Here is a 22,564-nt window from a genome sequence, read left to right as displayed (position 1 = left end):
ACAATGAAATCTTTTTATGTCTGCCAATATAGTGAAGAGTGATCTGAATCACAAAACTACCCTATTTTACGATCAAATTTGAATAGAAAGAAGGAGAGATTTTCACATGGATACGTTATTGTTAGCACGCATCCAGTACGCCGCGACAACGATATTCCACTTTTTCTTCGTTCCTCTTTCAATCGGGCTAGTATTCCTGATTGCAATTATGGAAACGATGTATGTTGTCAAAGGCAAGGAACAGTATAAGAAGATGGCAAAGTTCTGGGGCAAGCTCTTCCTGATTAACTTTGCAGTCGGTGTTGTAACCGGGATCTTGCAGGAATTCCAGTTCGGGATGAACTGGTCCGATTATTCCCGCTTCGTAGGGGATGTGTTCGGAGCGCCGCTGGCGATTGAAGCGCTGCTAGCCTTTTTCTTGGAATCTACTTTTATCGGTCTATGGATCTTCGGATGGGACCGTCTGTCCAAGAAGGTGCACCTGTTGTGCATCTGGCTGGTGGTTGTTGGCACAACGCTTTCCGCGCTGTGGATTCTGGCCGCGAACTCGTTCATGCAGCACCCAGTAGGCTTCACCGTGAACAATGGCCGGGCTGAGATGAACGATTTCTTCGCCCTGCTGAGCAACGGACAACTCTGGGTTGAATTCCCGCATACCGTGTTGGGGGCTCTAGCAACCGGCGGATTCCTGGTCTGTGGAGTGAGTGCGTATAAGCTGCTTAAGAAGCAGGACATTCAATTTTTCAAAAAATCCTTCCAAATCGCAGTCGTCATTGCGCTGATTGCATCTTTCCTGACAGCGATCTTCGGACACAGCCAGGCACAGTATTTGATTGGGACTCAGCCAATGAAGATGGCGGCATCCGAAGGGCAATGGGGCAAGAGTGGCGACCCTGCTGGCTGGACGGTCATAGCCTCGATCGATCCGGATACGAAGCAGAACAAGTATGAGCTTAAGATTCCTTATCTGCTGAGTTTCTTGGCCTACAGCAAGTTCTCCGGGGAGGTCAAAGGGATCAATGAGCTGAATGATGAATACATCAAGACCTATGGGCCGGGCGACTATATTCCGCCAGTCCGCACTACATTCTGGAGCTTCCGTATCATGGTGGCCGCTGGCTGCCTGATGATCGTACTGGCTGCTTACGGCACCTACCTCGCTGCACGCAAGAAGCTGGAACGAAATAATAAATGGTTTAACCGCTTTATGCTTTGGGCGATTGCCCTGCCGGTGATCGCGAACACTTCCGGCTGGATCATGACAGAGATGGGCCGTCAGCCTTGGACGGTATTTGGTCTGATGACCACGGCTGACAGTGTCAGCCCAAGCGTTACGGCCGGTCAGGTGCTGTTCTCCCTGATTGCTTTCTGTACGGCTTATACCGTGCTTGGAGCTATTCTGGTGTACTTGTTCGTACGCACAATTAAGAAAGGTCCGAATGCGCTGGATAAGACAGACAACAAGTCCAGCGACCCATTTGGCAAGGAGGGATATCATGCTGTCTCTTAATGAGCTGTGGTTCATCTTGGTGGCAGTCCTGTTTATCGGGTTCTTTTTCCTGGAAGGCTTCGACTTCGGGGTCGGCATGTCTACGGGCATCCTGGCGAAGAATGACAGCCAGCGCCGGGTGCTCATTAATTCTATAGGGCCCTTCTGGGACGGGAACGAAGTGTGGCTGTTGACAGCCGGCGGGGCGATCTTCGCTGCCTTCCCGAACTGGTATGCGACGATGTTCAGCGGATACTACACACCGCTCGTTGTCCTGCTGCTCGCTCTGATCGCCCGCGGTGTGGCTTTTGAATTCCGGGGCAAGGTCGAACATGGAGGATGGAAGAAGACATGGGATATATGTATCTTCCTGGGCAGTCTTCTGCCTCCGTTCCTGCTCGGCGTGGTGTTCGCAGGCTTTATGAAGGGTCTGCCGATCGACGGGCAGATGGAGATGAAGGCCGGTCTGTTCGACATGGTGAACCTGTATACACTTCTTGGCGGAATTACGGTAACGCTGGTCTGCCTGATTCACGGCCTTGTATTCACAACCCTCCGTACGGAAGGGGAACTGCGTGAACGGGCTCGCAAGCTGGCGAAGACGCTGCTGTATCCGCTGGCAGTGCTGCTGGTGGTGTTTGCTGTCATGACTTATTATCAGACCAATGTGTTCGAAGCTCATGGAGCTGTACTGAGCGTGCTCGCCGTTCTGGGCCTGGTGGCCTTCCTGCTATCCGGCTACTTCATGACGAAAGGGAAGGATGGCTGGGCGTTCGGGATGACCGGGGCGGTTATTGCTTTAGCAATCGGCGCCGTGTTTGTAGGCTTATTCCCGAACGTGATGATCAGTTCAATTGATCAGGCATTCAACCTGACGATCGACAATGCAGCATCGGGGCACTATTCTCTAAAAGTCATGAGCATCGTAGCGATTTCGCTGCTGCCGTTTGTGCTCGGTTATCAAATCTGGAGCTATTTCGTGTTCCATAAGCGGGTTCACGAAAAACAGCATCTGGAATATTAATGGGTCGCGATTTACTCAGGCTTAAAGGGATAAGACCGGTCATGGCGGCAATGGCCGGACTGACCCTGATTCAAAGCATTGCAATCATACTGCAGGCAAAATGGCTGGCGGAGGTTATTACCGCCCTGTTTGCCGGTGAGCCGCTGCGGGAGCAATACGGGACGACCGTATTGTTCCTGCTTGCTTTTACAGTCCGTCAGCTGACGGTCCTGCTGCAGCAGAGAACGGCTTACCGGTTCGGGGAGAGGACGGGTAGCGCTCTGCGTCAGCAGCTGATGGACAAGCTGTTTCGGCTGGGGCCCCGCTTTGCCAAGACGGAAGGAACGGGCAAGCTGGTAACCCTGGTGCTGGATGGGATCTCCAAGTTCAAAGCCTATCTGGAACTCTTCCTTCCACGGATGCTGGCAACAGGGTTGACGCCAGGTCTGATTCTCTTGTTTGTGTATATGAAGGATCTAACGTCAGGGATTATTCTGACACTCACATTACCTATACTGATTATTTTCTTGATCCTGGTTGGGCTTACAGCCCGGCGCCAAACAGAGCGCCAGATGAAGAGCTATCGCGTGCTGTCGAATCATTTTGTGGATTCACTGCGCGGACTGGAGACGCTCAAGTACCTGGGCCGGAGTAAGGACCATGCCCGCTCGATCGGTACGGTGAGCGATGACTACCGCTCGGCAACGATGAAGACGCTGCGGGTGGCCTTCTTGTCCTCCTTTGCGCTTGACTTCTTCACGATGATGTCAGTGGCTGTCGTAGCCGTGGGCTTGGGCCTGCGGCTAATCAACGGCCATATTGACCTGCTTCCCGCGTTGACGGTGCTGATCCTGGCACCTGAGTATTTCCTTCCGGTGAGGATGGTGGGGGCTGATTTCCACGCTACGATGGATGGGAAGGAAGCCGGGGAAGTGATACAGCATATTCTGGCCACCACCTCGGAAGAAGAAGCAGAAGCAAGCTCCGTAGAAGCCGATGCCTCTAGCCTGAACTGGACGGAAGAGAGCCAGCTGATTCTGAGCTCGCTGTCCGTTCGCCATGCCGAAGGAGTCCGCAGCTCACTGGAGGAGGTCTCTTTCCACATTCAGGGGCTCGCCCGCATCGGGATCATCGGAGAGAGCGGTGCAGGCAAGTCTACGCTGATTGATGTGCTGGGCGGTTTCTTAAGCCCGACGTCCGGAACGGTATCTCTGAACGGCAGCGTCATGAATACGCTGGCCCTTGAGGTATGGAGACAGCAGATCACCTATATCCCCCAGAGTCCGTACTTATTCAGCGGTACGCTGGCGGAGAATATCCGCTTCTATACGCCGGATGCGTCTCTTGCAGATGTACAGAAGGCAGTTCAGGCCGCCGGGCTTAGTGAGCTGGTGCAAAGCCTTCCGGACGGCCTGGACGAGCAGATTGGCGGAGGGGGACGACCGCTCAGCGGCGGACAGGAGCAGCGGGTCGCATTGGCACGGGCTTTTCTTAGCGACCGCCCGGTGATTCTGCTGGACGAACCGACGGCGCATCTGGATATTGAGACCGAATATGAGCTCAAGCAGACTATGCTGCCTTTGTTCCAGAACAAGCTTATTCTGCTAGCCACCCACCGGATGCACTGGATGAAGGAGATGGATACCATTATTGTTCTCTCAGAGGGCAAAGTGGCTGAGATCGGCACTCATGAAGAGCTGCTGGCCCGTGAGGGAGCGTATTATGGACTGCTGCGAGCAGAAAGGGAGGGAGTAGAATGAACGGGCAATCGTGGTTCCGCCCTTATGTCAAAAGCTATTTCTGGCGGTTCGCCATCATCGTGCTGCTGAGCATTCTCACCCTTCTCTCTGCAGCGATGCTGATGTTCACCTCCGGCTATTTAATCTCCAAGGCATCACTTCGCCCGGAAAATATTCTGATGGTCTATATTCCGGTCGTCGGCGTTCGGACCTTTGGGATCAGCCGGTCGGTTCTGCATTATGTAGAACGTCTCGTAGGGCACGATGCGGTGCTCCGGATCCTCTCTAAAATGCGGGTCCGCCTATACCGAATCCTTGAGCCCCAGGCGTTGTTCCTTAAATCCCGGTATCGTACGGGGGACATTCTAGGTGTACTGGCCGAGGATATTGAGAACCTGCAAAATGTCTACATTCGCACCGTCTTTCCCGGTATAACCGCTCTAGTCTTGTACATTCTGGCCATCGTGGCTGTCGGAAGATTCGATGGGCAATTTGCGCTGTTTGCCGCGGGTTATATTTTCGTGCTCGTTGCGGTGCTGCCCTGGATTTCCTGGCGGCTTACCCGGGCAAGGCACCGCCGTTTGAAGCAGGATCGCGGCGCATTGTATCAGAGGCTGACCGATGCCGTTATGGGCATTAGCGATTATGTCATCAGCGGCCGGGCGCCACAGTTTGTGAAATCATATGAAGCTGATGAGGCCCGTGTGACCGACATCGAGCGGTCCCTTCGTACCTGGGTGCGGTGGCGGTCATTTGCCGCGCAGCTCATTGTCGGCGCTGTAGTCGTAACGACCATATATTGGTCCGGACAGAGCTATGCTGACGGCTCGATTGACGGCACGCTGATCGCAGCTTTTGTGCTCGTCGTCTTCCCACTGATGGATGCATTCCTGCCCATCGCGGAGGCTGTTGAGCGTGTTCCTCAGTACCAGGATTCACTGGAGCGGCTGAATCGCATTACCGATCCGTCGGCAGGGATTCCTCAGGGCAGCCATATTCAAGAGGAGGCTCTGTTGCAGGCAGAGCGCGAGGTTCATATTCACCTTGAGGAAGTGTCTTTTGCCTACGGGGCAGCTGGGCAAAAGTCGGTTGACGGTGTGAGCCTGGATATTCCGCAAGGGAAAAAGGTGGCGATCATCGGACGCAGCGGGGCAGGCAAGTCCACCCTGCTGAAGCTTATCCAAGGCGCCCTGGTGCCCAGCACGGGCGCAGTTCATCTCAACGGCCAGTCCGCGATGCGCTACGGCGAGGATATGGCCCGGATCATTGCCGTGCTGAATCAGTCGCCGCATCTGTTCGATACGACCGTTGCCAATAATATGCGCCTCGGTAAGCTGGATGCAAGCGAGGAGGAGCTGAGACAGGCCGCCGCGGTCGCCCGAATCGGCACGCTGATTGATTCTCTCCCTGAAGGTTATGATACGCCGATGCGCGAGACGGGGCAGCGCTTCTCGGGTGGAGAGCGACAGCGTGTAGCTCTGGCCCGGATACTGCTTCAGAATACGCCTGTGGTGATTCTGGATGAACCCACTGTAGGGCTGGACCCTCATACCGAGCGTGAGCTGCTGTCGACGATTTTCTCCGCTGTTGAAGGGAAGACCTTGATATGGGTGACTCACCATTTGGCAGCAGCCGAGCGAATGGATGAGATCATCTTCATGGATCGCGGCCGTGTTGAGATGCGGGGCACGCATGCGGAGCTGCTTGAGAGCTCCGAGCGCTACCGGAGACTGTATGCGCTGGATCGGCCCTCATAGAGAGGGCTGATGATGACTCATGCGCTAAACTATGTAATTTATAAGCGTGTACGGGAGCAGGTAAGCTCTTGCCGTACACGCTTTTTTGGGGTTGGCCTTGGCCGTGATCGAGAGATATAATAATCATCCGGAGGCGAATGCAGCAGATCAGCGGCTTTGGCCCTGGACAAGAATGCAGTGCACAGGCATGGTGGAAGGAGGCGATTCGTGATGAAGCTGCTCTATCAAGCGGCCACGGATCACCATGATATAGCGGTATATGATGCAGAGGAATTTGACGGTCGGAAGGGGAACTTCAGGCTGCTGGAGTTTTCGGGTGAGGCGGTGCAGGGGGCCCTGGATCTGAAGGACCCGCAGCGGGTCCTATTTGAGTATCCAAGAGCTATGATGCATTTGATGGAGCACAATCTTCCCGGATTCGAGGCTGTGTTTATGATCGGGCATGGCGTGGGAACACTGCCGGGGCAGTACCCTGAACAGCAATTTAAGGTGGCCGAGCTGGACCCTCAGGTTGTAGAGCTGAGCAGGGAGTATTTTGGGTACCGCCACCAGAATGTGCTTGTTGGTGATGGGCGGGAGCTGCTGGCCCGCGAGCCTGCAGGAAGCTATGATTATCTGATTCTGGATGCCTTTACTTCAAGCGGGACACCGCAGCATCTCGTGACGAAGCCCTTCTTCGAGATGGCGAAGGAGCGTCTTGATTCGAGAGGCGCCATCCTGATCAATATTATGGGGCGGGGGAAGCAGGATCAGTTGGTGCTCGCCGTCCATACGACGCTTAGCGAGACGTATCCTTACATCAAGGCCTTTGCGCTGCCGCAGGGATCGGCTGGTGAGCGGCAGAACATCCTTCTTATGGGCAGCAGCAGCCCGCTGCGGTACCAGGCCCGTCGGATGGCCGGCTTTCATGAAGTTGATCTCGGCCCGGGCCATACCCTTTGGGATAGGAGGTCCTAATATATGCAGGATGTACAGATTGAATTAAGGCCGCTTCGGGAAGAAGATGCGGAGCAGCTGCTGGACTTGCGAGTGCGGAACCGGGCTTTTTTGCAGCCGTATGAACCGATTCGGCCCGAAGGCTATTTGACCCTGGAAGAACAGCGGAAGCAGATTGGACATAGCCATGAGGCTGCGAGAAGCGGACTAGGGCAGGTGTTTGGTATTTTTATACGCAGGGCGGATCTGCTTATAGGCAGAATTGAACTCTCGGGCATTGCGCGCGGTCCCTTTCAGAATGCGAATTTGGGTTATTTTATGGATAAGGATCATAATGGTAAGGGATACATGTCGCTGGCGGTGCGTGGGTGCGTCGGGTTTGCTTTCGAACAGTTGGGGCTGCACCGGATTCAAGCGGCGGTGATGCCGCATAACCTGCCGTCGCGAAGAGTGCTGGGGAAGGCGGGCTTTCGTGAAGAGGGGCTGGCACAGCGCTATTTGAAGATTAACGGAAGCTGGGCGGATCATGTGCTGTATGCGATAACCGCCGAAGAGCTAAACGCGCAGCCTTCAGATTCGGGGCTCGTTCAGGTAGTATACGAGCTTTAGGAGGAAGAAGCGGGAGCTGATCAGGGGAATATGAACAGAAGTAAGTATATCAGCTAAACAGCTGACAGCTGCTGGATAGCATCCTCTCTTTGAGATAAATCAGTCCTTGCATTTGTCTCGCTCGGTCCTTGGTCACTGAGGATCAGACAATTTATCTTGATCTCCCGGGTAAAGACGGTTAACCCCTATAGTGTATGGAGATCTAAAGAACCGGCAGTAAAGTTCAGATAATGGAGGGCCTATCTTAAAAAAAGAAGCCCCCTTATAGCGACCATGGCCACTATAAGGGGGCTCTTGTTATGACAGCGATGCTATCTTTGATGCCATGGGTCAGTTAACCTCCCCGTTCTTAGGGCTCTATTCCCCAAACCAGGTTTCCGCCTACAAATCCCGTGACCGTGGTGCGGTCCGTGTAGGAACTAGCGGAAGCGTCAAAGGAATAATCCTCGGTTTGTGTATAGTCGCTCCAGTCCTCCTTGGAGATTCGGACTTGAATCTCCAGGCTCTGTCCGGGGGCGAGGCTGCCTGCGCTATCCTTAAAGCCAATTTCGGCATAAGTATCCGCATGGGGCGTCGGGGCCTTCACGGAGCCGAAAATTCCGGTCAGATTGGCGCTGCCGACGGTCGACCAGTCGAAGAATATATTCTGAGCCTTGCTGCTGTCTGCCGTATAGTAATAGCGCAGCTTCACTTCGGCCAGATTAAGGCTTTCCGTTCCGGTATTCGTCAGCTTAATCCGCGGATTAAGCGTGTTGACCGTGGCAGCCGTGCTTCCATTATACGTCTGCACCTTGAACGCGCCTGCAGGGGCATTCGTCGTATCCTTCACGGTTAAGCTCAGCATCGCCGGGCTTCCTTGGCTAAAGGTAAAGGCAAGCTGCGTTGCTCCCGCGGGAAGCTGAGCAAGATAAGACTTGCTCAGTGTCACGGTGCTGCCGCTCAAGGTATAGTCCGTCCCGCTGACAAGCGGTTTGGACCCGTTCAGAATGCCCGTCAGGCTGCTGCCGTGTAAGTTCAGGGCCACCGGAATATCGGCCTGATTCTCCACCTTCTTATCGAAGGTGGCGGCTGCCGGGCTAATCGACGGCTGCTGGGACGCCGTAGAGTCGCTGACGGACAACGTGAGCAGCGCGTCTGCTCCAGCGCTGAAGCGGAACGTCAAGGTGGCGGAGCCGTTCGGGAGCTGAGCAAGATAGGACTTGCTCAGCGTCACGGAGCTGCCGCTCAGGGTATAATTCGTCCCGGCTGTCAGCGGCTTAGAGCCGTTCAGGATGTCCTTCAGCGTATTGCCGTTCAGCGTCAAAGTGACGGAAATGTCGGCCTGCTTGCCTGCCTGCTTGTCGAAGGAGGCAGCAGCCGGAGATATAGTAGAGTTCTGTACAGGCTCTACCGGGCCGCCTTCCCGGTCAGCGTAGATGATGCCGCGACCATTAGTGCCCAGATAGACGCGTCCATAAATCCGCGGATCTCCGGTAATGGCCGAGTTGGTCGAGGCGTATTGGTGCTGGTCATCATTGATCCGCTCCCAGGAGGCGCCGGCATCATCGGAGCGGAAAATGCCGCGAACGCCATCAATCTTGGCGCTGGTGTAGAGCGCCATGTAGCTTTGGCCAGGCGCTGCCTTGCCGAAGCCGATCACATTGGCTTCTTCCACGTTGCTAAGCTTCGTGAAAGTTGCCCCTGAATCGGTGGAGTGCCACAGGCCATAAGCGGAGCTTGTGCTGCCTCCGGCCAGCCAGATATCACCCTCCCGGCCAGGCATGGCCTTGAAGTTCAAGTCTCCTTGTGTCGGCAAGCCGGTTGCCGCTGAGGCTGTGAATGTAGCTCCGCCGTCGGTGCTTACATAGAATTTACCGTTCAGTGAAGCGTAAAATTTCTTGGGGTTGACCCGGTCCGAAGCAATCTTCGCTCCAGCAGGGACGCCGGTGCTGGCAGTCCACGAGCTGTTGCTCGATTTGGAGACGAAGACACCTTTATCGGACGTGCTCCACAGAACAGCATTGCCGTCGGCTGAGAGAGCAACATAGCCGCCGCCTGTAGTTCCGGCAGGCTCTGAGCTAGCCTCATACCAGTTGGACCCGCCATCCCGGGAGAAGCCGATGGATTTGGAGTTGGGATACTTCTGCTTGTCCGCCGTACCGACACGCACAATGAAGCTTGGATCAAGCTCGGCATAGTCCATCCCGGTCGTGCTTCTAGGATTGATCATCATCTTGGCGGGAGCTTTGGTGAGATCGTCGTGGCGGAAGCCGGTAACGTCCCCCAGACCGCTGATCAGATGAGCGCCGGCAGGCGGGCTGATCAGGTCTATTACGGCGGTTTCCTCCACGCCCTTCGCCGCTACGGCGATGTTAATTTTGCCGCCCTTATCCCAGTTGGTCAGATTGTTCGTGCCATAAATGGTTGCTCCGGTCCCATAGAGCATTTTGTCCGAGTTAAAAGGATCAATCTCCAGGTCCCCGATCATCCAGCCAAGCTTCGGAGTGACTTCAGGAGGCTCTGGCTGGGTGTTGAAATCAAGCCATGGGGCGCCCGAGATGTCCAGCGTATAGCGCAGTTTGCGGCTGGGGTAGCCATCCCATTCCCAGATGGGGCTCCAGGTTGCTCCGCCGTCTGTACTGCGGTAAATCGTCTCATCCGGCCACCAGGCGTTCATAGTCGCTACCATCAGCGTATCCGGATGCTGGGCATCCACAGCCAGGCCGCCATAGCCGAAGATATTATCCGCACTGCTGGAGGGAACCGGGCTGATATCGGTCCATTTACCGGTAGCGGTATTGAACTTCCAGACCTCGCCCTTCCGGCCATCATACGGACCGGCTTTCTCGCTGTAGGAAATATACAGATTCCCATTGGCGGATAAGACCCCATGATGCGGAACGAAGCCGGTCGGCTGCCCAGGTACAGCGGACCAGGTCGCACCACCGTCCGTGCTCCGGTAAACGCTTTCCTTTTTGTCCGCAACGCCGACGTAAATGGTCTGGGTAGCCTGCCCCGGCGAGCCGGTGCTGGGATCGAAGGTGATCCAGGCTAGTCCGACAATATCGCTGGTATAAGGGTAAGAGGGGTCCTCGACATAGGTTCCCGGGTTGGGGAAACTCGTTACCTTATTCCAGGTTACGCCGTAGTCCGTGCTTCGCCATAGCCCGTTGCCGCTGCGGGCTCCGAAGTATAGAATGCTGTTCTTGTTAGGATCGATCATCAGCCGCTCGCCGAGAGAACGTCCGGGCATATTGCCCCCCACCTTAAAGGGGAGCTTGGTAACCTCCCATGTATTGCCTCGATCTGTGGAGCGCATGATCTGACCGTTGTCCGGGTCCCAATCATTGGTATACGTTCCGGTAGCCATGTAGACCCGATTAGGGTCTATGGCATCTGTAGCCAGCGCATCCACACCATTCTTGTTCCAGTCCACAAAGCCCACGGAATCCGTAAGCGGAATCCAGCTGTTATTCGAAGGGTTCCAGCGGTAGGCACCGCCGATATCCGTTCTCGCATAGACTAAGTCCTTCTCGGACGTGTTAAAAATAATTCCGGGAACAAAGCCCCCACCGCCTCCTGTTACCACATTCCTCCACGTATAAGCCTCGCTTGGTGCAGCCTTTGCGCCGGTCGGCATGCCTACAAAGGATGTCCCGATCATTGCAGCGGCAAGCACAAGTCCCATCATTTTGCCAAAACGTTTTTTACTCACTTCATCAAACCTCCCTACAAATTATTTTGCATGGGTAAACAGGTCATACAGTCTTGCGGCAAGTACCGTTAGGAGAGATCATGGAGCTCATAGCTTGGCTATCCTTCTTGCAGAAGTGGGCGGTATGAGATTGCAGGCATTCACCTCCTTTAATAGAAATAGTAGACTATAATTAGACTATAGCTATGGAAGCGTATACAATTTATAGAGAGCAATATGTACCGAGTGTGGTAGAATGGGATTAGGTATCAGTAAAATAGATAATGGTTTGTCATGAAAAAAGAGAGTTAATCTTAGAAGTTTTAGAGGTAAGCTTAGGCAGAGGTGGTTATTGCGGACAGCAGGTTAAAGAATGAAGGGCTGGTATAAATAACATAATATTCCTTATACACCAATCATATTATCTTGTTAAATATAAATAGTCAATATACCATATGATAGAAATTCAGGCTTTAATTATCCGAGCTTGCTCCAGGTTTCATAGACTTATTGATGATAATTAGGTTCCTCTTGCGCCTCGCACGGCTTCATAATCATTATTAGATAATATTAGAACAGCCTCAATAACTTAAGGGTTATTGAGGCTGTTCTCGTAGATAGAACCTATTTATTTCACCAGTGCCTTGGTTACATCATCCATCATCTGCTCACCGGCTAGCGCGCCGCTGTAAAGCCAGCTGCTCTTTGTGTCCATTTCATAGACATGGCCTTCTTTTACAGCCTTGAGGCCTTTCCAGATCGGATTGTTCAGCGTGGAAGCATCCTGTCCTTTATCACTATTGATCAGGAAGATATGGTCGGCATCAAGCTCTGACAGCTTCTCCAAAGAGATGGAATTCCAGCTTGCAGCACCGTCTGGAAGCTCCGATACCAGCTTAGGCACGGTCATGCCCAGATCGCCGTAAACCACTGCACCGCTGGATACTTTAGGACCTACGATATAGAATTGCTTTTGCGTCAGCCACATAATTGCAGCAGACTGCTTGCCTACCGAGGAAGCCAGCCTTTCTTTGGTTTCTGTAGCTTTCTGATCATAGGTGTTCAGGGCCTGCTCAGCTGCATCGCTCTTGCCCAGCAGTTCACCGATCTTCTTAAGCGTCTCGCGCCAGTCTTTGTTCACGGCATCGCCGAGGACATACGTAGGAGCAATAGCGTTATATTGCTCGTAGAGTCCTTTTTGAACGGAAGATTCGGAACCGACCAGGATTAGATCAGGCTTAAAGCTGGCTACCTGTTCTGGCGGAAGATCATACCCAATGGTAGGGACCCCTTGCAGCTTGTTCTGCAGGTAATCTTGAATGCTCTTGCCATCAGCAACGGACCACTGGGCTACAGGCGTTACACCGAGTGTCACGAGCGGATCTTCAAGGTAAGAAGCCAGGATGCGCTGTGGATTGGCCGGGATCTTAACTTCATGACCCATCGCGTCCTTAACAACCCGGTCAGAAGCTTGGTCCCCTGTCGTGCTATTTTTGGAGGCAGTCTCCTGTTTCGGCTCTGCGGCCGAATTTGTGTTGTTGCTTTGATTGCCGCAAGCGGCCAGAACCAGCGCAGCCAGCAGCAGGCTGACCAGCACATAACCGGCTTTGCTGAATTTTCCTCTAGTAGAATGAAACATGGATACTCCCCCGTACAATGTAATATTATTTGATCTGAATTTGATGATAATGATTATCAGTATCGTTGTCAATTAAAAGTTGTATGATTCTCCGATTAAAACAGAAACGACAGGAGCTGTCCATTTAGGGCGCCCCTGCCGCTGGATAATGCTGTTACCGGATTAATCCGGCCTGCTTTGCCTGTGTTTCTGTCAAAATAAATTCCTCTCCCGGCCAAACTTCGTCTTCCTCATCCCGGCCGAACCACTGCATAATTTGCGGCCAGATGCCTTTATCTACCGCTTCCTGCTGTGTGATCAGAATTTTCATGCATGCACCGCCTCTTTAAGGTCTGTATATCTATTATGTACCCTGGAGGGGCCCATTCTATTCCGGCAGCCAAGTATTCTTGCCGAAGGCGACCCGGGTCACCCGGCATTCAAAGCCGCTGCCTTGCGGACTGGCCGCATAAATGCCGGCAAGCAAGGAATCTTGCGCGTGGTGAAGATGGGCGATACGCATTTGATGCCATACGGTACCTTCATAGCTTTGCTCAATTAGAAAATCATGGCCTCGGCGGCTGATCCTGTAGCTCATCTTGCGGGAAGCGGATGAGATGTCTGTCGTAGCCCAGTCGGAATACCCCAGGTTGGTGACAACGGACCCCAGACGGCTGTAATCCTCATTCTCATATTCCACAGAGGCCTTGATCCAGTTCTCTTCGTTCACGCGAATTATGATTCCGCACTGATCATAGAGTTGATTGGGCTCGTATTCCAGGTCCGCCTCCATAGCGAAATCACCTTGAATCGATGTCAGCAGACAGTGACCGTTGTCCCGCTTAAAACCGTAGTGGGTCCGCTGCCAGAGATCCGTATCAGGCAGGGTGCGAATGAGCAGGTGCTCACCGGCCTTGCAGCTTGCAGGTTCATGAAGCCAATGAAAACCTTCGGGGGGATAATTGCGTAGGTCAATCTTTTGCATGATAAATCCTCCTTATATAAATATGAATAAGTCTTGGCCGAGGGTGACACATAAGCCCCTCTCCAGGTTGGATGGAGGGGGCTTATGTTTGTTCTTGATGATTTATGCATTTACAGGGGATGATCCAAACCTTGAGACATGTAGCTTCGCTGGCGAATAATTTGCTCCATAATCTGCTGTTCTACGCGGGTATTCCAGTCTTTGACCATTCCGGGAATGAGGAACAGATCGACGATAACCCAGATCGTTAAGGTGGCGGCGCTGCCAATCAGCAGAACGATAAATATAAAGAACAGGGCTTCAGCCCCCAAGCCAATAGATATCAACATAAAGATGTAGGAGAAGATTACCGTAAAGAACAATACCAATTGGGCAATCGCTGTACCAATTCTCCGCAAATAGAAGCGATGAACGCCGAGATGTCCGCCTACCAGCATAAGATAGGCCAAGGCCTGCGACTTCTCTGCATGTCTAAGTTCGGAGTTTAAGATCAGCAGCTCATTGGTTGATAAATCACGCTTAAGAATAGCCATAATTAGTTGAATACGGATTGTAACCGCGGTCGTACAGAATTTGGTCAAGAATCCGGTTCTCGATTTGGTAGTTGTATTCTTTAACCCATTTATGGACAAGAAAAGCATCTACGATCCACCAGATCCAGTTAACGGCCAGGCCAATGACGGTGATCGTCAGGATCAACTGAAAGATAGCGCTTCCTGTGCGCCCGGTATAGAAGCGATGTCCCCCAAACAGGCCAAGGAAATACCAGAGGATATAAGCCACGAACATGTTCTTGCCGTAATTCTTAACCTCTGAGTCTAAGAGGAGCAGCTCTCTGGCATCCAGCTGGCTCTTCCTGGAAATGTTATATTCCATACTCATAAATTGGATGATCCTCCTAAAACATTATTGCTCCAAGTATACTGATTATTTGGAAAAACAGCAACGGAGGTTTTGGTGAATTTTGTATTATATAGATTGAACTAAAGTTTTACATTGAATTTTCTGTTATCACGGCCTAATACGGTCCTATAACGTTCATTTCTTTAGTTCATTCTATATAACGTGTAAAGTTTGTTGAGATCATAACAAAAGCGCAGCGTGCAGGCTGCGCTTTTGTCTGTATCTGAGCAATTTAATGAAATTCATTCCAATAAGTGACCTCATCTACGGTCAGCCTTGAGGAAGGGTGGCCTGGCTGAGCGGCTTTGCCAATTGCAATCAGCAGCGCAGGCTCCAGAGTCTCAGGTACACTGAAAGCTTCCTTGAACTTCTCAACATTGTATCCACCCATAGGCACCGTGTCATATCCTTTCGCACGGGCTACCAGCATCAGCTGCATCGAGACCAGGCCGGCATCGAACTGGTTGATGCGATGAAGCCGTTCAGGGGCTAAACCACCGTACATTCTGACAGAGTTCTGAATCATAGCGTTCTTGATTTCTTCGGACATAAAGCCAGCCTCAGCAGTACGGTTATAAATCTTTTCAGCTTGTTCATAGGATTTGAGGTCACCAAGCACTGCTATGACGGCAGAGGCATCGCGAACCTGCTGCTGATTGTTGGCAATGGGCAGCAGCTTCTCCTGAAGCTCCTGATCATCAATGATCAGAAAGCGCCATGGTTGCAGGTTGGAAGAGGAAGGGGCGGTCAACGCCAGCTCAAGCATCTCTTTCAATTCGTCCCGGGAAATTTTCACATGGGGATCATAGTGGCGGACAGAACGGCGCTCCTTCAGAACTTTTACGAAATCGGACGTTAAAGTTAACTCATTGCTCATGGTTCATCTTCCTTCCTAAATTTAATTTATAATTGTGCAAAATAAAGCACAGTTAAGCTCGGAATTTGACGCCTATGGCATCAAATCCTTAATGGTGTACTGCTGTAACAGGTTCAGCGTGCGTTCGTTCAGCTCGGAGATCACGGGTTCCAAGGCAAGTCTCATCTGTTGGCCGAACGGATGGTCTCCCGTGCTTTCCAACATTCCGGTCCAGCAGGGATCTTTGGCTTCTAAGGCATTGTATACCTCAGCCAAGGTCAGAGTTCCGGCATCCCTAAGGAGCTGGTACCCGCCATCCCGTCCTTCCCGCGTCTCTACGATACCGCGGCAGGCCAACTGTGACAGAATACGGCGCAGCAGGGTGGCTTCGGACTGAAGGCACTGAGCGAGCTGTCCGCTTGGATAGGGCTCCGGCCGACTGGATAGAATGACGAGAGCCTGTAAAGCCAGGCCAAACCACTTGAAATTGGGAGCACCACAGAGATTATGTTCAGATTCCATCACGAATGTGGCCCTCATTTCTACGGTGATAATTATTTCTTCATCAGTATACAACTCAACTGTGGTTAATTCAAGCACAGTTAAACCAGCAGGAGATATCAGCTCTCCTGCCGGCTTGGCTTCGGCGCCCGCTTAATGCTTCTCCGCAAGAATAGGGATAGAATCAGGCCAATGATCGCAATCCAGGTTGCCACAATAAAGGCATCATTGATGCCGGAAATGGTGGATTCCTTGACAGCAAGGCCGTATACCGTTTGCAGTGCCACACCCTGGGCTGTTTCTGCCGGTAAGCTGCTCATGGTTGAAATGGTTTGGCCCAGTGCTCCAATTCCCTGAACTGCACTCTCATTTGCGTAGGTTATCGTATTGCTGTAATTGGCTAAATGGGTCGTGGAACGGGTTGTCATAATGGTCACCAAGAGGGCTGTTCCGATAGAACCGGCAATCTGGCGAACGGTATTGGACATGGCCGTACCATGACTGCCTAGGTGCCGCGGCAACTGGTTAAGCCCCTCTGTCTGCACGGACATCATCAGCAGAGACATCCCGAAGCTCCGGACGGTGTATAGGAGCAGAATATGGTTATAGGTAGTGTCCGAGGTCAGCTTCCCGAACTCAAAGGTCGTTATAGCTGTAATGAGCAGGCCTACGATGGCCAGCGGGCGAGCGCCGATCCGGTCGAAGATGCTGCCGGAGATCGGTGACATGACGCCCATCAGCAGCGCTCCCGGCAGGAGCAGCAGCCCTGACTCCAGCGGGGTGAAGCCGCGGATATTCTGCAGATAAATCGGCAGCAGCAGCATTCCTCCGAACATGACCATATTTACAGTGGCACCGACAAAGGTCGAGATGGTGAAGATATCGTAGGTAAATACCCTAAATTCCAGCATAGGCTGGGCCATCCCCAGCTCTCTAAGGACAAAGAACAGGATGAATAGCACTCCAGCCACGAGGGAAATGACGACGGTTGCGCTTGTCCACCCTTTGTCTCCGGCAGAGCTGAATCCATATAGAAGCGCACCAAAGCCAATCGTGGACAGAATAGTGCCGGGCAAGTCGAACTTCGGTGAGGTTAGCTTGGAAATGTTCCGCAGCCACAGCAGGGCGAAGAGAATGTCCAGTACAGCTAGTGGAATGACCATAATGAACAGGATCCGCCAGGTATAGTGCTCGACAATCCACCCCGACAGTGTGGGGCCAATCGCTGGTGCAAACATCATTGCAATGCCCATGGTGCCCATGGCAGCTCCTCTTCGTTCTGGCGGAAAGACTGTCAAGAACACATTCATCACTACCGGCATGATAATTCCGGCCCCGCTCGCTTGAACAATACGCCCCAGCAGCATGATGGTGAAGGAAGGGCTGATCGTACAGATCACCGATCCAATTCCGAACAGCCCCATGGCCGAGATGAATAAGCTGCGAGTTCCGAACTTTTCGATCAGAAAGGCAGTAATCGGAATTAAGACGCCGTTCACCAGCATATAGGCGGTGGACAGCCATTGAACGGTGGTCGCAGAAACATTGAAATCATTCATCAGATGGGGGATGGCCACATTTAGCAGAGTTTGATTCAAAATAGATACAAAAGCCCCCAGCAATAGCACCGTAAGTGTGCGGCCCAGCGAGATATTTTCCATGAAGACCTCCTAAATGTGGACGCGGATGGAAGCATTCATTCCAGGGATAATTCCAAGTCCTTTGTAGCCCTCGAGAGTGATTACTACAGGAATGACCTGAGTGACTTTGGTGTAATTCGCATTGCTGTTTGAGGTTGGCAGCAGGGAGAAGGTTCCGGCGGTAGCCAGACCGATTGAATCCACCTTCCCGGTCAGCGTCGTGTTCGGATAAGCGTCAACATATACATCGACGGTTTGTCCTACCTCAATATTGTTAATTGCGGTCTCTTCAATGTTAGCGGTAACCCAAAGATTATTGAAATCATAGGCGCGGCCCAGCACTGTTCCGGCAGCCACCAGGCCGTTCTTCACTGCAGAAGATTGAACAATTGTTCCAGCAGTAGGCATCTTGATATCTACGGTAGTGCCTCCGCCCGTAATTGAACCTACTCTTCCGCCCGCAGCAAACTCCTTCCCTGTATCGCCATCCCATCGGGTTAGCTGCCCGGCAGCCGGCGCTACGAGGTTGATAGCTTGACCTGTTATTTGGGCGTTGTCTGTCCGGACGTAACTCTTTGACTGGTTATAATAATAGATTCCTGCACCGGCACCAACCAGTATGACGACGATCACCAGGATATTTACCAATATGGCCCTTGCGCTCATGTGTATAGGGAGCCTCCTTTATTATCAGGTTTTGATCTATGGGGAGTTTTGCCCGAAATTATCCAGCGTATGCACAAGGAAAGTCATTAAATATCTCAGGTGGAATTGGAGCATAACTAAATACAGAGATTTATGAAAGGAGGAGAAAGATGAAGATACTTGTCGTTTATGACAGTGAAAACGGCCACACCGAAGCTCTTGCCAGATCGGTTGCCGAAGGAGCTAAGGTTCCCGGGGCAGAGGTACTGCTGCATCATGTCCGGGAAGCACGAGTAGAGGACTTGGTACAGATGGATGCGATTATATGGGGGTGTCCTGGCCATTTCGGCAGCATCAGCGGAGGGCTGAAGACCTGGATTGATAAGCTGGGTGGGCTGTGGGCTCAGGGCAAGCTGATCGGTAAAATTGGAGCTGTCTTCTGTACAACGGCAACCGTTCACGGAGGACTGGAGACTACGTTGATGAATTTGATCGTGCCTATGTTGCATCAAGGCATGATTATTGTCGGTCTGCCGGGCAATATTCGGGAGAATGCGCTCTATGGGTCGTATTACGGGGTTGGCGTAACCTGTCCTGTAGAGCTATCTCCGCTTGATCCGCCTAATTTGCCCTCTGAACGAGACCTTTCTCTCGGAAGAGCGCTGGGAGAGCGGGTAGCCGAAGTGACTGGGAAAATGGCCGGTGACAGTAGGAAATAGGAGGCGGCATATGGTCTACTCATTGTTTATTATTGTTGTTGTAGGGATCTTGTTCCTGATCTTTTATAACCTGAGAGGCGCCCGTAAATCCTCCCGGTCAGCACGGCAGCGTACAAAGCTGTCTCCGGGCCCACAGGATGAGGAAGCACGCAGGGAAGTTCATAGCAATGCTCTTACGCCAGGACAAGGTCTCTCCCGGTCTGGGTCCGCAAAGGTCGAAGTCCCGCCGCCTTCTGAGCCTGCGGCAGAGCCTCCGTCAAGGCTCCGGTCAACTGGGGGAGACGAGGAGTATCGGCAGGCGCTGCGAAGCCTGGCGGCCCAGCCGAAGGAGCAGTCCTACCGGCAGCAGCACTTAGGCGACCAGCACTCAGCGCCGGATGAATCCTACCGGGAGGCGCTGCGACGGCTGGCTGACCCTCATGAGCCGGAAATGTCCTCGGAGGAGATGGGGGCCGCGGCCAATCCCCGTATTAAGTCAGGCGATGAAGAAGTCAGCAAGAGTTCCAAGAGCCATGAATAGCAGACGCACATAAGAAGGGCTGTCCGGAAGTGAATCTTTCCGGACAGCCCTTCTTGATGGACAATGAAGCGGCTTACAGCTTCACGTCAACTTTTTTCATATATTGGTCTTCATCTGTAATGGTCACCGTTCCGCCGAAGAGCTCTGTCACGGACACCAGCGGACCGGCCATGGCTCCTTCTTTGTTGGCGATCGGAGCATCGAGCTTCACGCTCTGGCCATTCACATCAGCTACGTCAGAGCCTACGGTGAAGACGGCTGTTTTTTTGCCTTTGACCATGGTCACCTTTTTAGAGGTCGTATCGTAGTCGAAGGAGATGCCAAGCATGGTTGCGTATCGTTTGAGCGGAGCCATGATGGTGTCACCTGTGGTCGTCGGAATGGTACCGAAGCTGGTCCCTTTGCCGTTCACGGTCAGATCCAGGGAATAAATCGCTCCTGTGTCTGAGTTCACGACAACGTTCTCAGCCTGCTTTCTAAGCAGGTTAATTGTAGTCTCTACATTATCCTTGGTGACTTGGTGCGTACCTTTGGAAATCTCATCAATAATTACCGAATTGATATGGCCGGAGTGATGAGAGAGATCCTTGTATTGATCAAGGTCATAGGTAATGCTGCTGTCTGTCTGGAATTCGAAGACCTTCACGTTGGGATAGGCGCTGAATTGCTCATACATATAGCGCTTCATCTCCAGCTGGTTCTCATACCGCGCCGGGTTCGTCACATACCACAGCTGCTGTCGCAGGACGGAGTAAGGCGGGTAGTAGAAATAGAATTCAGTCTCAGGATGGGCTTTGACCAGGCTGAGAATCTGCTCGTTGAACACCTTCTTCACGGACTCCAGCGGGTCCTCATTGGAGCCGAAGGCTCCTTCTTTGGACTTCCCGGCAACCCATGATTTAAGCACCTTGTCTTTGCCGTAGGTCACATTCTTATCCCAGTTATTCAGCCGTTCGGGAGAAGATTTATACTTGGCCCGTTCCTTGGATGTTCTTAACACCCGGAAGGCTGTTTCGATATTGGATTCATTAAAGATGTACTTGTAATCATTGAACGGATTCGTGTCATACATATAGTCAGGGAAATCATCCAGATCGGGATTGTCCCCAGTGCTGCGGAGCGAGAAGTAATCCAGTCCCCAGAGCACTTTCTTCACCTGTCCGGTACGGAAGGCTACTTTGGCAATCTTGTTATGCTGCCAAGCGAGCGATCCTTCCATCGATAGCTTCACAACCGTGCCGCCCAACTTCTCGCCTACCTCTGACGGCAGGAAGTTCTCGGTCATGGATGTGCCGACGATAATAGTGTCGTACTTCCAGTTCTTCGCAAAGCCCGGGGCTTGATAGCGCTCCTGCCAGGAATACTGCGGCGTATAGAAGGTTGCCTTGCGGTAGAACTGAAGCGGATCGACGATAAAGACGAAAGAGCCGACAAGCAGTGCGAACACGAAGATCATCGCGAGCAGCTGCCATATGAATTTTTTGTATTTACGTTTATTGTACTTCAAAACGGAAAACTCCTTTTAATCGGCGTACCCGGAAATTTAAAAGCTAAAATACAAGAACTCACTGACCTTGTTGAAATACACGACAGCATATACGAAGATGAATGCGGCAAAAGCGGCGCTTTTCCAGCCCGGCTTGAAGCGTTCCAGCATTTCATTGGAGTTCCTGAACAGAACAGCTACCAGGAAGAACACCGCGATCAGCATCAGATTGTGCAGATATCCGGACAATCCGGAGAGTCCCAGACCGTTCAGGCCGATCATGCCCTTAAGCACCTTGATGGCATCGTCCCAGGTCTTCGCGCGGAAGAATACCCAAGCTAAGTTCACGAACAGGAAGGTAATCAGCCAAGCGAACCATTTAGGCATCTTAATTCCCGTCTTCTGCCAGATCCGATGAATGAACTGTGCGAACCCATGCAGGAAGCCCCAGAAGATGAAGGTCCAGCCTGCTCCGTGCCAGAAGCCCCCGATCAGCATTGTCGCCATAGAGTTGATGTGGGTCCGAGTTGGACCTTTGCGGCTGCCGCCTAGCGGAATGTAAATATAATCACGCAGGAATCGGCTTAGCGTCATATGCCAGCGCCGCCAGAAGTCTTGAATACTGACCGCTTTATAAGGTGAATTAAAGTTGATCGGCAGCTTGATATTGAACAGCAAGGCGATCCCGATCGCCATGTCGCAATAGCCGCTAAAGTCAAAGTACAGCTGGATTGTATACGCTAAGGATGTTGTCCAGCCTTCGATAAAGTTCAGTTGGGTCATGGTGTCGAAGCCTTTGGCTGCTATCGGTGAGAAGGTATCCGCAATGACCACTTTCTTGAATAGACCGATACAGAAAATAAACAGGCCTTTAGCAATATTCCTCGAATTGGCACGCTTGTTGCGAAGCCGATCGAACTGAGGCATCATTTCCTTGTGGTGCAGGATTGGGCCCGCGATCAAGTGCGGGTAGAAGGTGACGAATAGGACGTAACTGACAATATTGTACTCCTTAGCAGTTCCGCGATAAGCATCCACCAGATACGCAATCTGGGTAAAGGTGAAGAAGCTGATTCCCAGCGGAAGAACAATACTCAGCAGTTGGAAATTCTGATTCAGCAGCGTGTTTGCATTGGAGATGAAGAAGTCTGCGTACTTGTAATAGCCAAGCAGAGCCACATCCCCAACAATAGCAAGGGTCAGCAGCAGCTTTCGCTTCTTCACTTGATCTTGAGATACATGTCCAATCGTCCGGCCCATAATATAGTTAAACGCAATGGAACCGAGCAGCAGAGGCAGGTAGTGAATATCCCACCAACAATAGAAGAACAGGGAGCTCAGCGCGAGCCACAGTTTGCTGGCAAAGATGAGCCGAAACCGATTAAGGATAAAGTACACAATCACCGTAACCGGCATGAAAACGAAAATAAATTCATACGAGTTGAAAAGCACGTCCTGTATACACCTCTTTAAATTAGCTTCACT

General features: G+C 52.1%; 21 protein-coding genes. 9 read left to right on the top strand and 12 right to left on the bottom strand.

Annotation, left to right across the window (positions count from 1 at the left end; genetic code table 11):
* Positions 1–106 precede the first annotated feature (106 nt).
* The 7 genes from DCC85_RS20805 (at position 107) to DCC85_RS20780 (ending at position 7,533) form a co-directional block, all read left to right on the top strand.
* Positions 107–1,510 carry a cytochrome ubiquinol oxidase subunit I gene (locus DCC85_RS20805; protein ID WP_108467277.1) on the top strand — a complete coding sequence of 468 codons (1,404 nt, stop codon included), beginning with the start codon at positions 107–109 and terminating at the stop codon, positions 1,508–1,510.
* Positions 1,497–2,513 carry a cytochrome d ubiquinol oxidase subunit II gene (cydB, locus tag DCC85_RS20800; protein ID WP_108467276.1) on the top strand — a complete coding sequence of 339 codons (1,017 nt, stop codon included), beginning with the start codon at positions 1,497–1,499 and terminating at the stop codon, positions 2,511–2,513. Before DCC85_RS20805 ends, cydB begins: the two co-directional genes overlap by 14 nt.
* Positions 2,513–4,252, top strand: coding sequence for a thiol reductant ABC exporter subunit CydD (gene cydD / locus DCC85_RS20795; protein WP_108467275.1), 1,740 nt, complete (start codon positions 2,513–2,515; stop codon positions 4,250–4,252). Before cydB ends, cydD begins: the two co-directional genes overlap by 1 nt.
* On the top strand, positions 4,249–5,988 hold the full coding sequence (gene cydC / locus DCC85_RS20790; protein WP_108467274.1) for a thiol reductant ABC exporter subunit CydC: 1,740 nt from the start codon (positions 4,249–4,251) through the stop codon (positions 5,986–5,988). Before cydD ends, cydC begins: the two co-directional genes overlap by 4 nt.
* A gap of 85 nt (positions 5,989–6,073) precedes the next feature.
* The gene (locus tag DCC85_RS23605) at positions 6,074–6,199 is read left to right on the top strand and encodes a hypothetical protein (RefSeq protein WP_267896065.1); all 126 of its coding nucleotides are present in this window, start codon (positions 6,074–6,076) and stop codon (positions 6,197–6,199) included.
* Positions 6,199–6,945 carry a spermidine synthase gene (locus DCC85_RS20785; RefSeq protein ID WP_108467273.1) on the top strand — a complete coding sequence of 249 codons (747 nt, stop codon included), beginning with the start codon at positions 6,199–6,201 and terminating at the stop codon, positions 6,943–6,945. Before DCC85_RS23605 ends, DCC85_RS20785 begins: the two co-directional genes overlap by 1 nt.
* 3 nt (positions 6,946–6,948) lie before the next feature.
* The gene (locus DCC85_RS20780) at positions 6,949–7,533 is read left to right on the top strand and encodes a GNAT family N-acetyltransferase (RefSeq protein WP_108467272.1); all 585 of its coding nucleotides are present in this window, start codon (positions 6,949–6,951) and stop codon (positions 7,531–7,533) included.
* Between the two features lie 349 nt (positions 7,534–7,882).
* On the opposite strand, the gene DCC85_RS20775 is transcribed toward DCC85_RS20780, so the two are convergent.
* From DCC85_RS20775 to DCC85_RS20735, 10 genes are all read right to left on the bottom strand, one after another.
* The gene (locus DCC85_RS20775; RefSeq protein ID WP_108467993.1) at positions 7,883–11,203 is read right to left on the bottom strand and encodes a X2-like carbohydrate binding domain-containing protein; all 3,321 of its coding nucleotides are present in this window, start codon (positions 11,201–11,203) and stop codon (positions 7,883–7,885) included.
* Between the two features lie 631 nt (positions 11,204–11,834).
* Positions 11,835–12,845, bottom strand: coding sequence for an iron-hydroxamate ABC transporter substrate-binding protein (locus DCC85_RS20770; protein ID WP_108467271.1), 1,011 nt, complete (start codon positions 12,843–12,845; stop codon positions 11,835–11,837).
* A gap of 154 nt (positions 12,846–12,999) precedes the next feature.
* A complete protein-coding gene (locus tag DCC85_RS23205; protein ID WP_199909948.1) occupies positions 13,000–13,155 on the bottom strand; it encodes a hypothetical protein in 156 nt (51 codons plus the stop codon).
* 57 nt (positions 13,156–13,212) lie between these two features.
* Positions 13,213–13,809: a DUF1349 domain-containing protein gene (locus DCC85_RS20765; protein ID WP_108467270.1), complete on the bottom strand. Its 597-nt coding sequence runs from the start codon at positions 13,807–13,809 to the stop codon at positions 13,213–13,215.
* 110 nt (positions 13,810–13,919) lie between these two features.
* Positions 13,920–14,342: a TM2 domain-containing protein gene (locus tag DCC85_RS20760; protein ID WP_234414252.1), complete on the bottom strand. Its 423-nt coding sequence runs from the start codon at positions 14,340–14,342 to the stop codon at positions 13,920–13,922.
* Positions 14,329–14,691 carry a TM2 domain-containing protein gene (locus tag DCC85_RS20755; protein WP_325048393.1) on the bottom strand — a complete coding sequence of 121 codons (363 nt, stop codon included), beginning with the start codon at positions 14,689–14,691 and terminating at the stop codon, positions 14,329–14,331. The genes DCC85_RS20760 and DCC85_RS20755 overlap by 14 nt, the downstream gene beginning before the upstream one ends.
* 253 nt (positions 14,692–14,944) lie before the next feature.
* Entirely contained in the window at positions 14,945–15,589 is a 645-nt protein-coding gene (locus tag DCC85_RS20750) for a nitroreductase family protein (protein ID WP_108467269.1), read from the bottom strand.
* A 72-nt stretch (positions 15,590–15,661) separates the two neighbouring features.
* Positions 15,662–16,090 carry an Rrf2 family transcriptional regulator gene (locus DCC85_RS20745; protein WP_108467990.1) on the bottom strand — a complete coding sequence of 143 codons (429 nt, stop codon included), beginning with the start codon at positions 16,088–16,090 and terminating at the stop codon, positions 15,662–15,664.
* Positions 16,091–16,188: 98 nt separating this feature from the next.
* Positions 16,189–17,730, bottom strand: a complete 1,542-nt coding sequence (locus DCC85_RS20740) for a DHA2 family efflux MFS transporter permease subunit (RefSeq protein ID WP_108467268.1) — start codon at positions 17,728–17,730, stop codon at positions 16,189–16,191.
* A 9-nt stretch (positions 17,731–17,739) separates the two neighbouring features.
* Entirely contained in the window at positions 17,740–18,375 is a 636-nt protein-coding gene (locus tag DCC85_RS20735; protein WP_108467267.1) for an HlyD family secretion protein, read from the bottom strand.
* A gap of 149 nt (positions 18,376–18,524) precedes the next feature.
* Here DCC85_RS20735 and DCC85_RS20730 point away from each other — a divergent pair, with 149 nt between their 5' ends.
* Entirely contained in the window at positions 18,525–19,073 is a 549-nt protein-coding gene (locus DCC85_RS20730) for an NAD(P)H-dependent oxidoreductase (RefSeq protein ID WP_108467266.1), read from the top strand.
* 10 nt (positions 19,074–19,083) lie between these two features.
* A complete protein-coding gene (locus DCC85_RS20725) occupies positions 19,084–19,593 on the top strand; it encodes a hypothetical protein (RefSeq protein ID WP_108467265.1) in 510 nt (169 codons plus the stop codon).
* A 73-nt stretch (positions 19,594–19,666) separates the two neighbouring features.
* Here the strand turns inward: DCC85_RS20725 and DCC85_RS20720 are convergent, their stop codons facing one another.
* Positions 19,667–21,100 (bottom strand): copper amine oxidase N-terminal domain-containing protein, encoded by a 1,434-nt coding sequence (locus DCC85_RS20720; protein WP_108467264.1) that lies wholly within the window; start codon positions 21,098–21,100, stop codon positions 19,667–19,669.
* Positions 21,101–21,136: 36 nt separating this feature from the next.
* A complete protein-coding gene (locus DCC85_RS20715) occupies positions 21,137–22,531 on the bottom strand; it encodes an MBOAT family O-acyltransferase (RefSeq protein WP_108467263.1) in 1,395 nt (464 codons plus the stop codon).
* Between the last annotated feature and the right edge of the window lie 33 nt (positions 22,532–22,564).

Source organism: Paenibacillus sp. CAA11 (assembly GCF_003060825.1).
Taxonomy (GTDB): Bacteria; Bacillota; Bacilli; order Paenibacillales; family Paenibacillaceae; genus Fontibacillus.
This window is presented reverse-complemented; position numbering and strand designations above follow the sequence as displayed.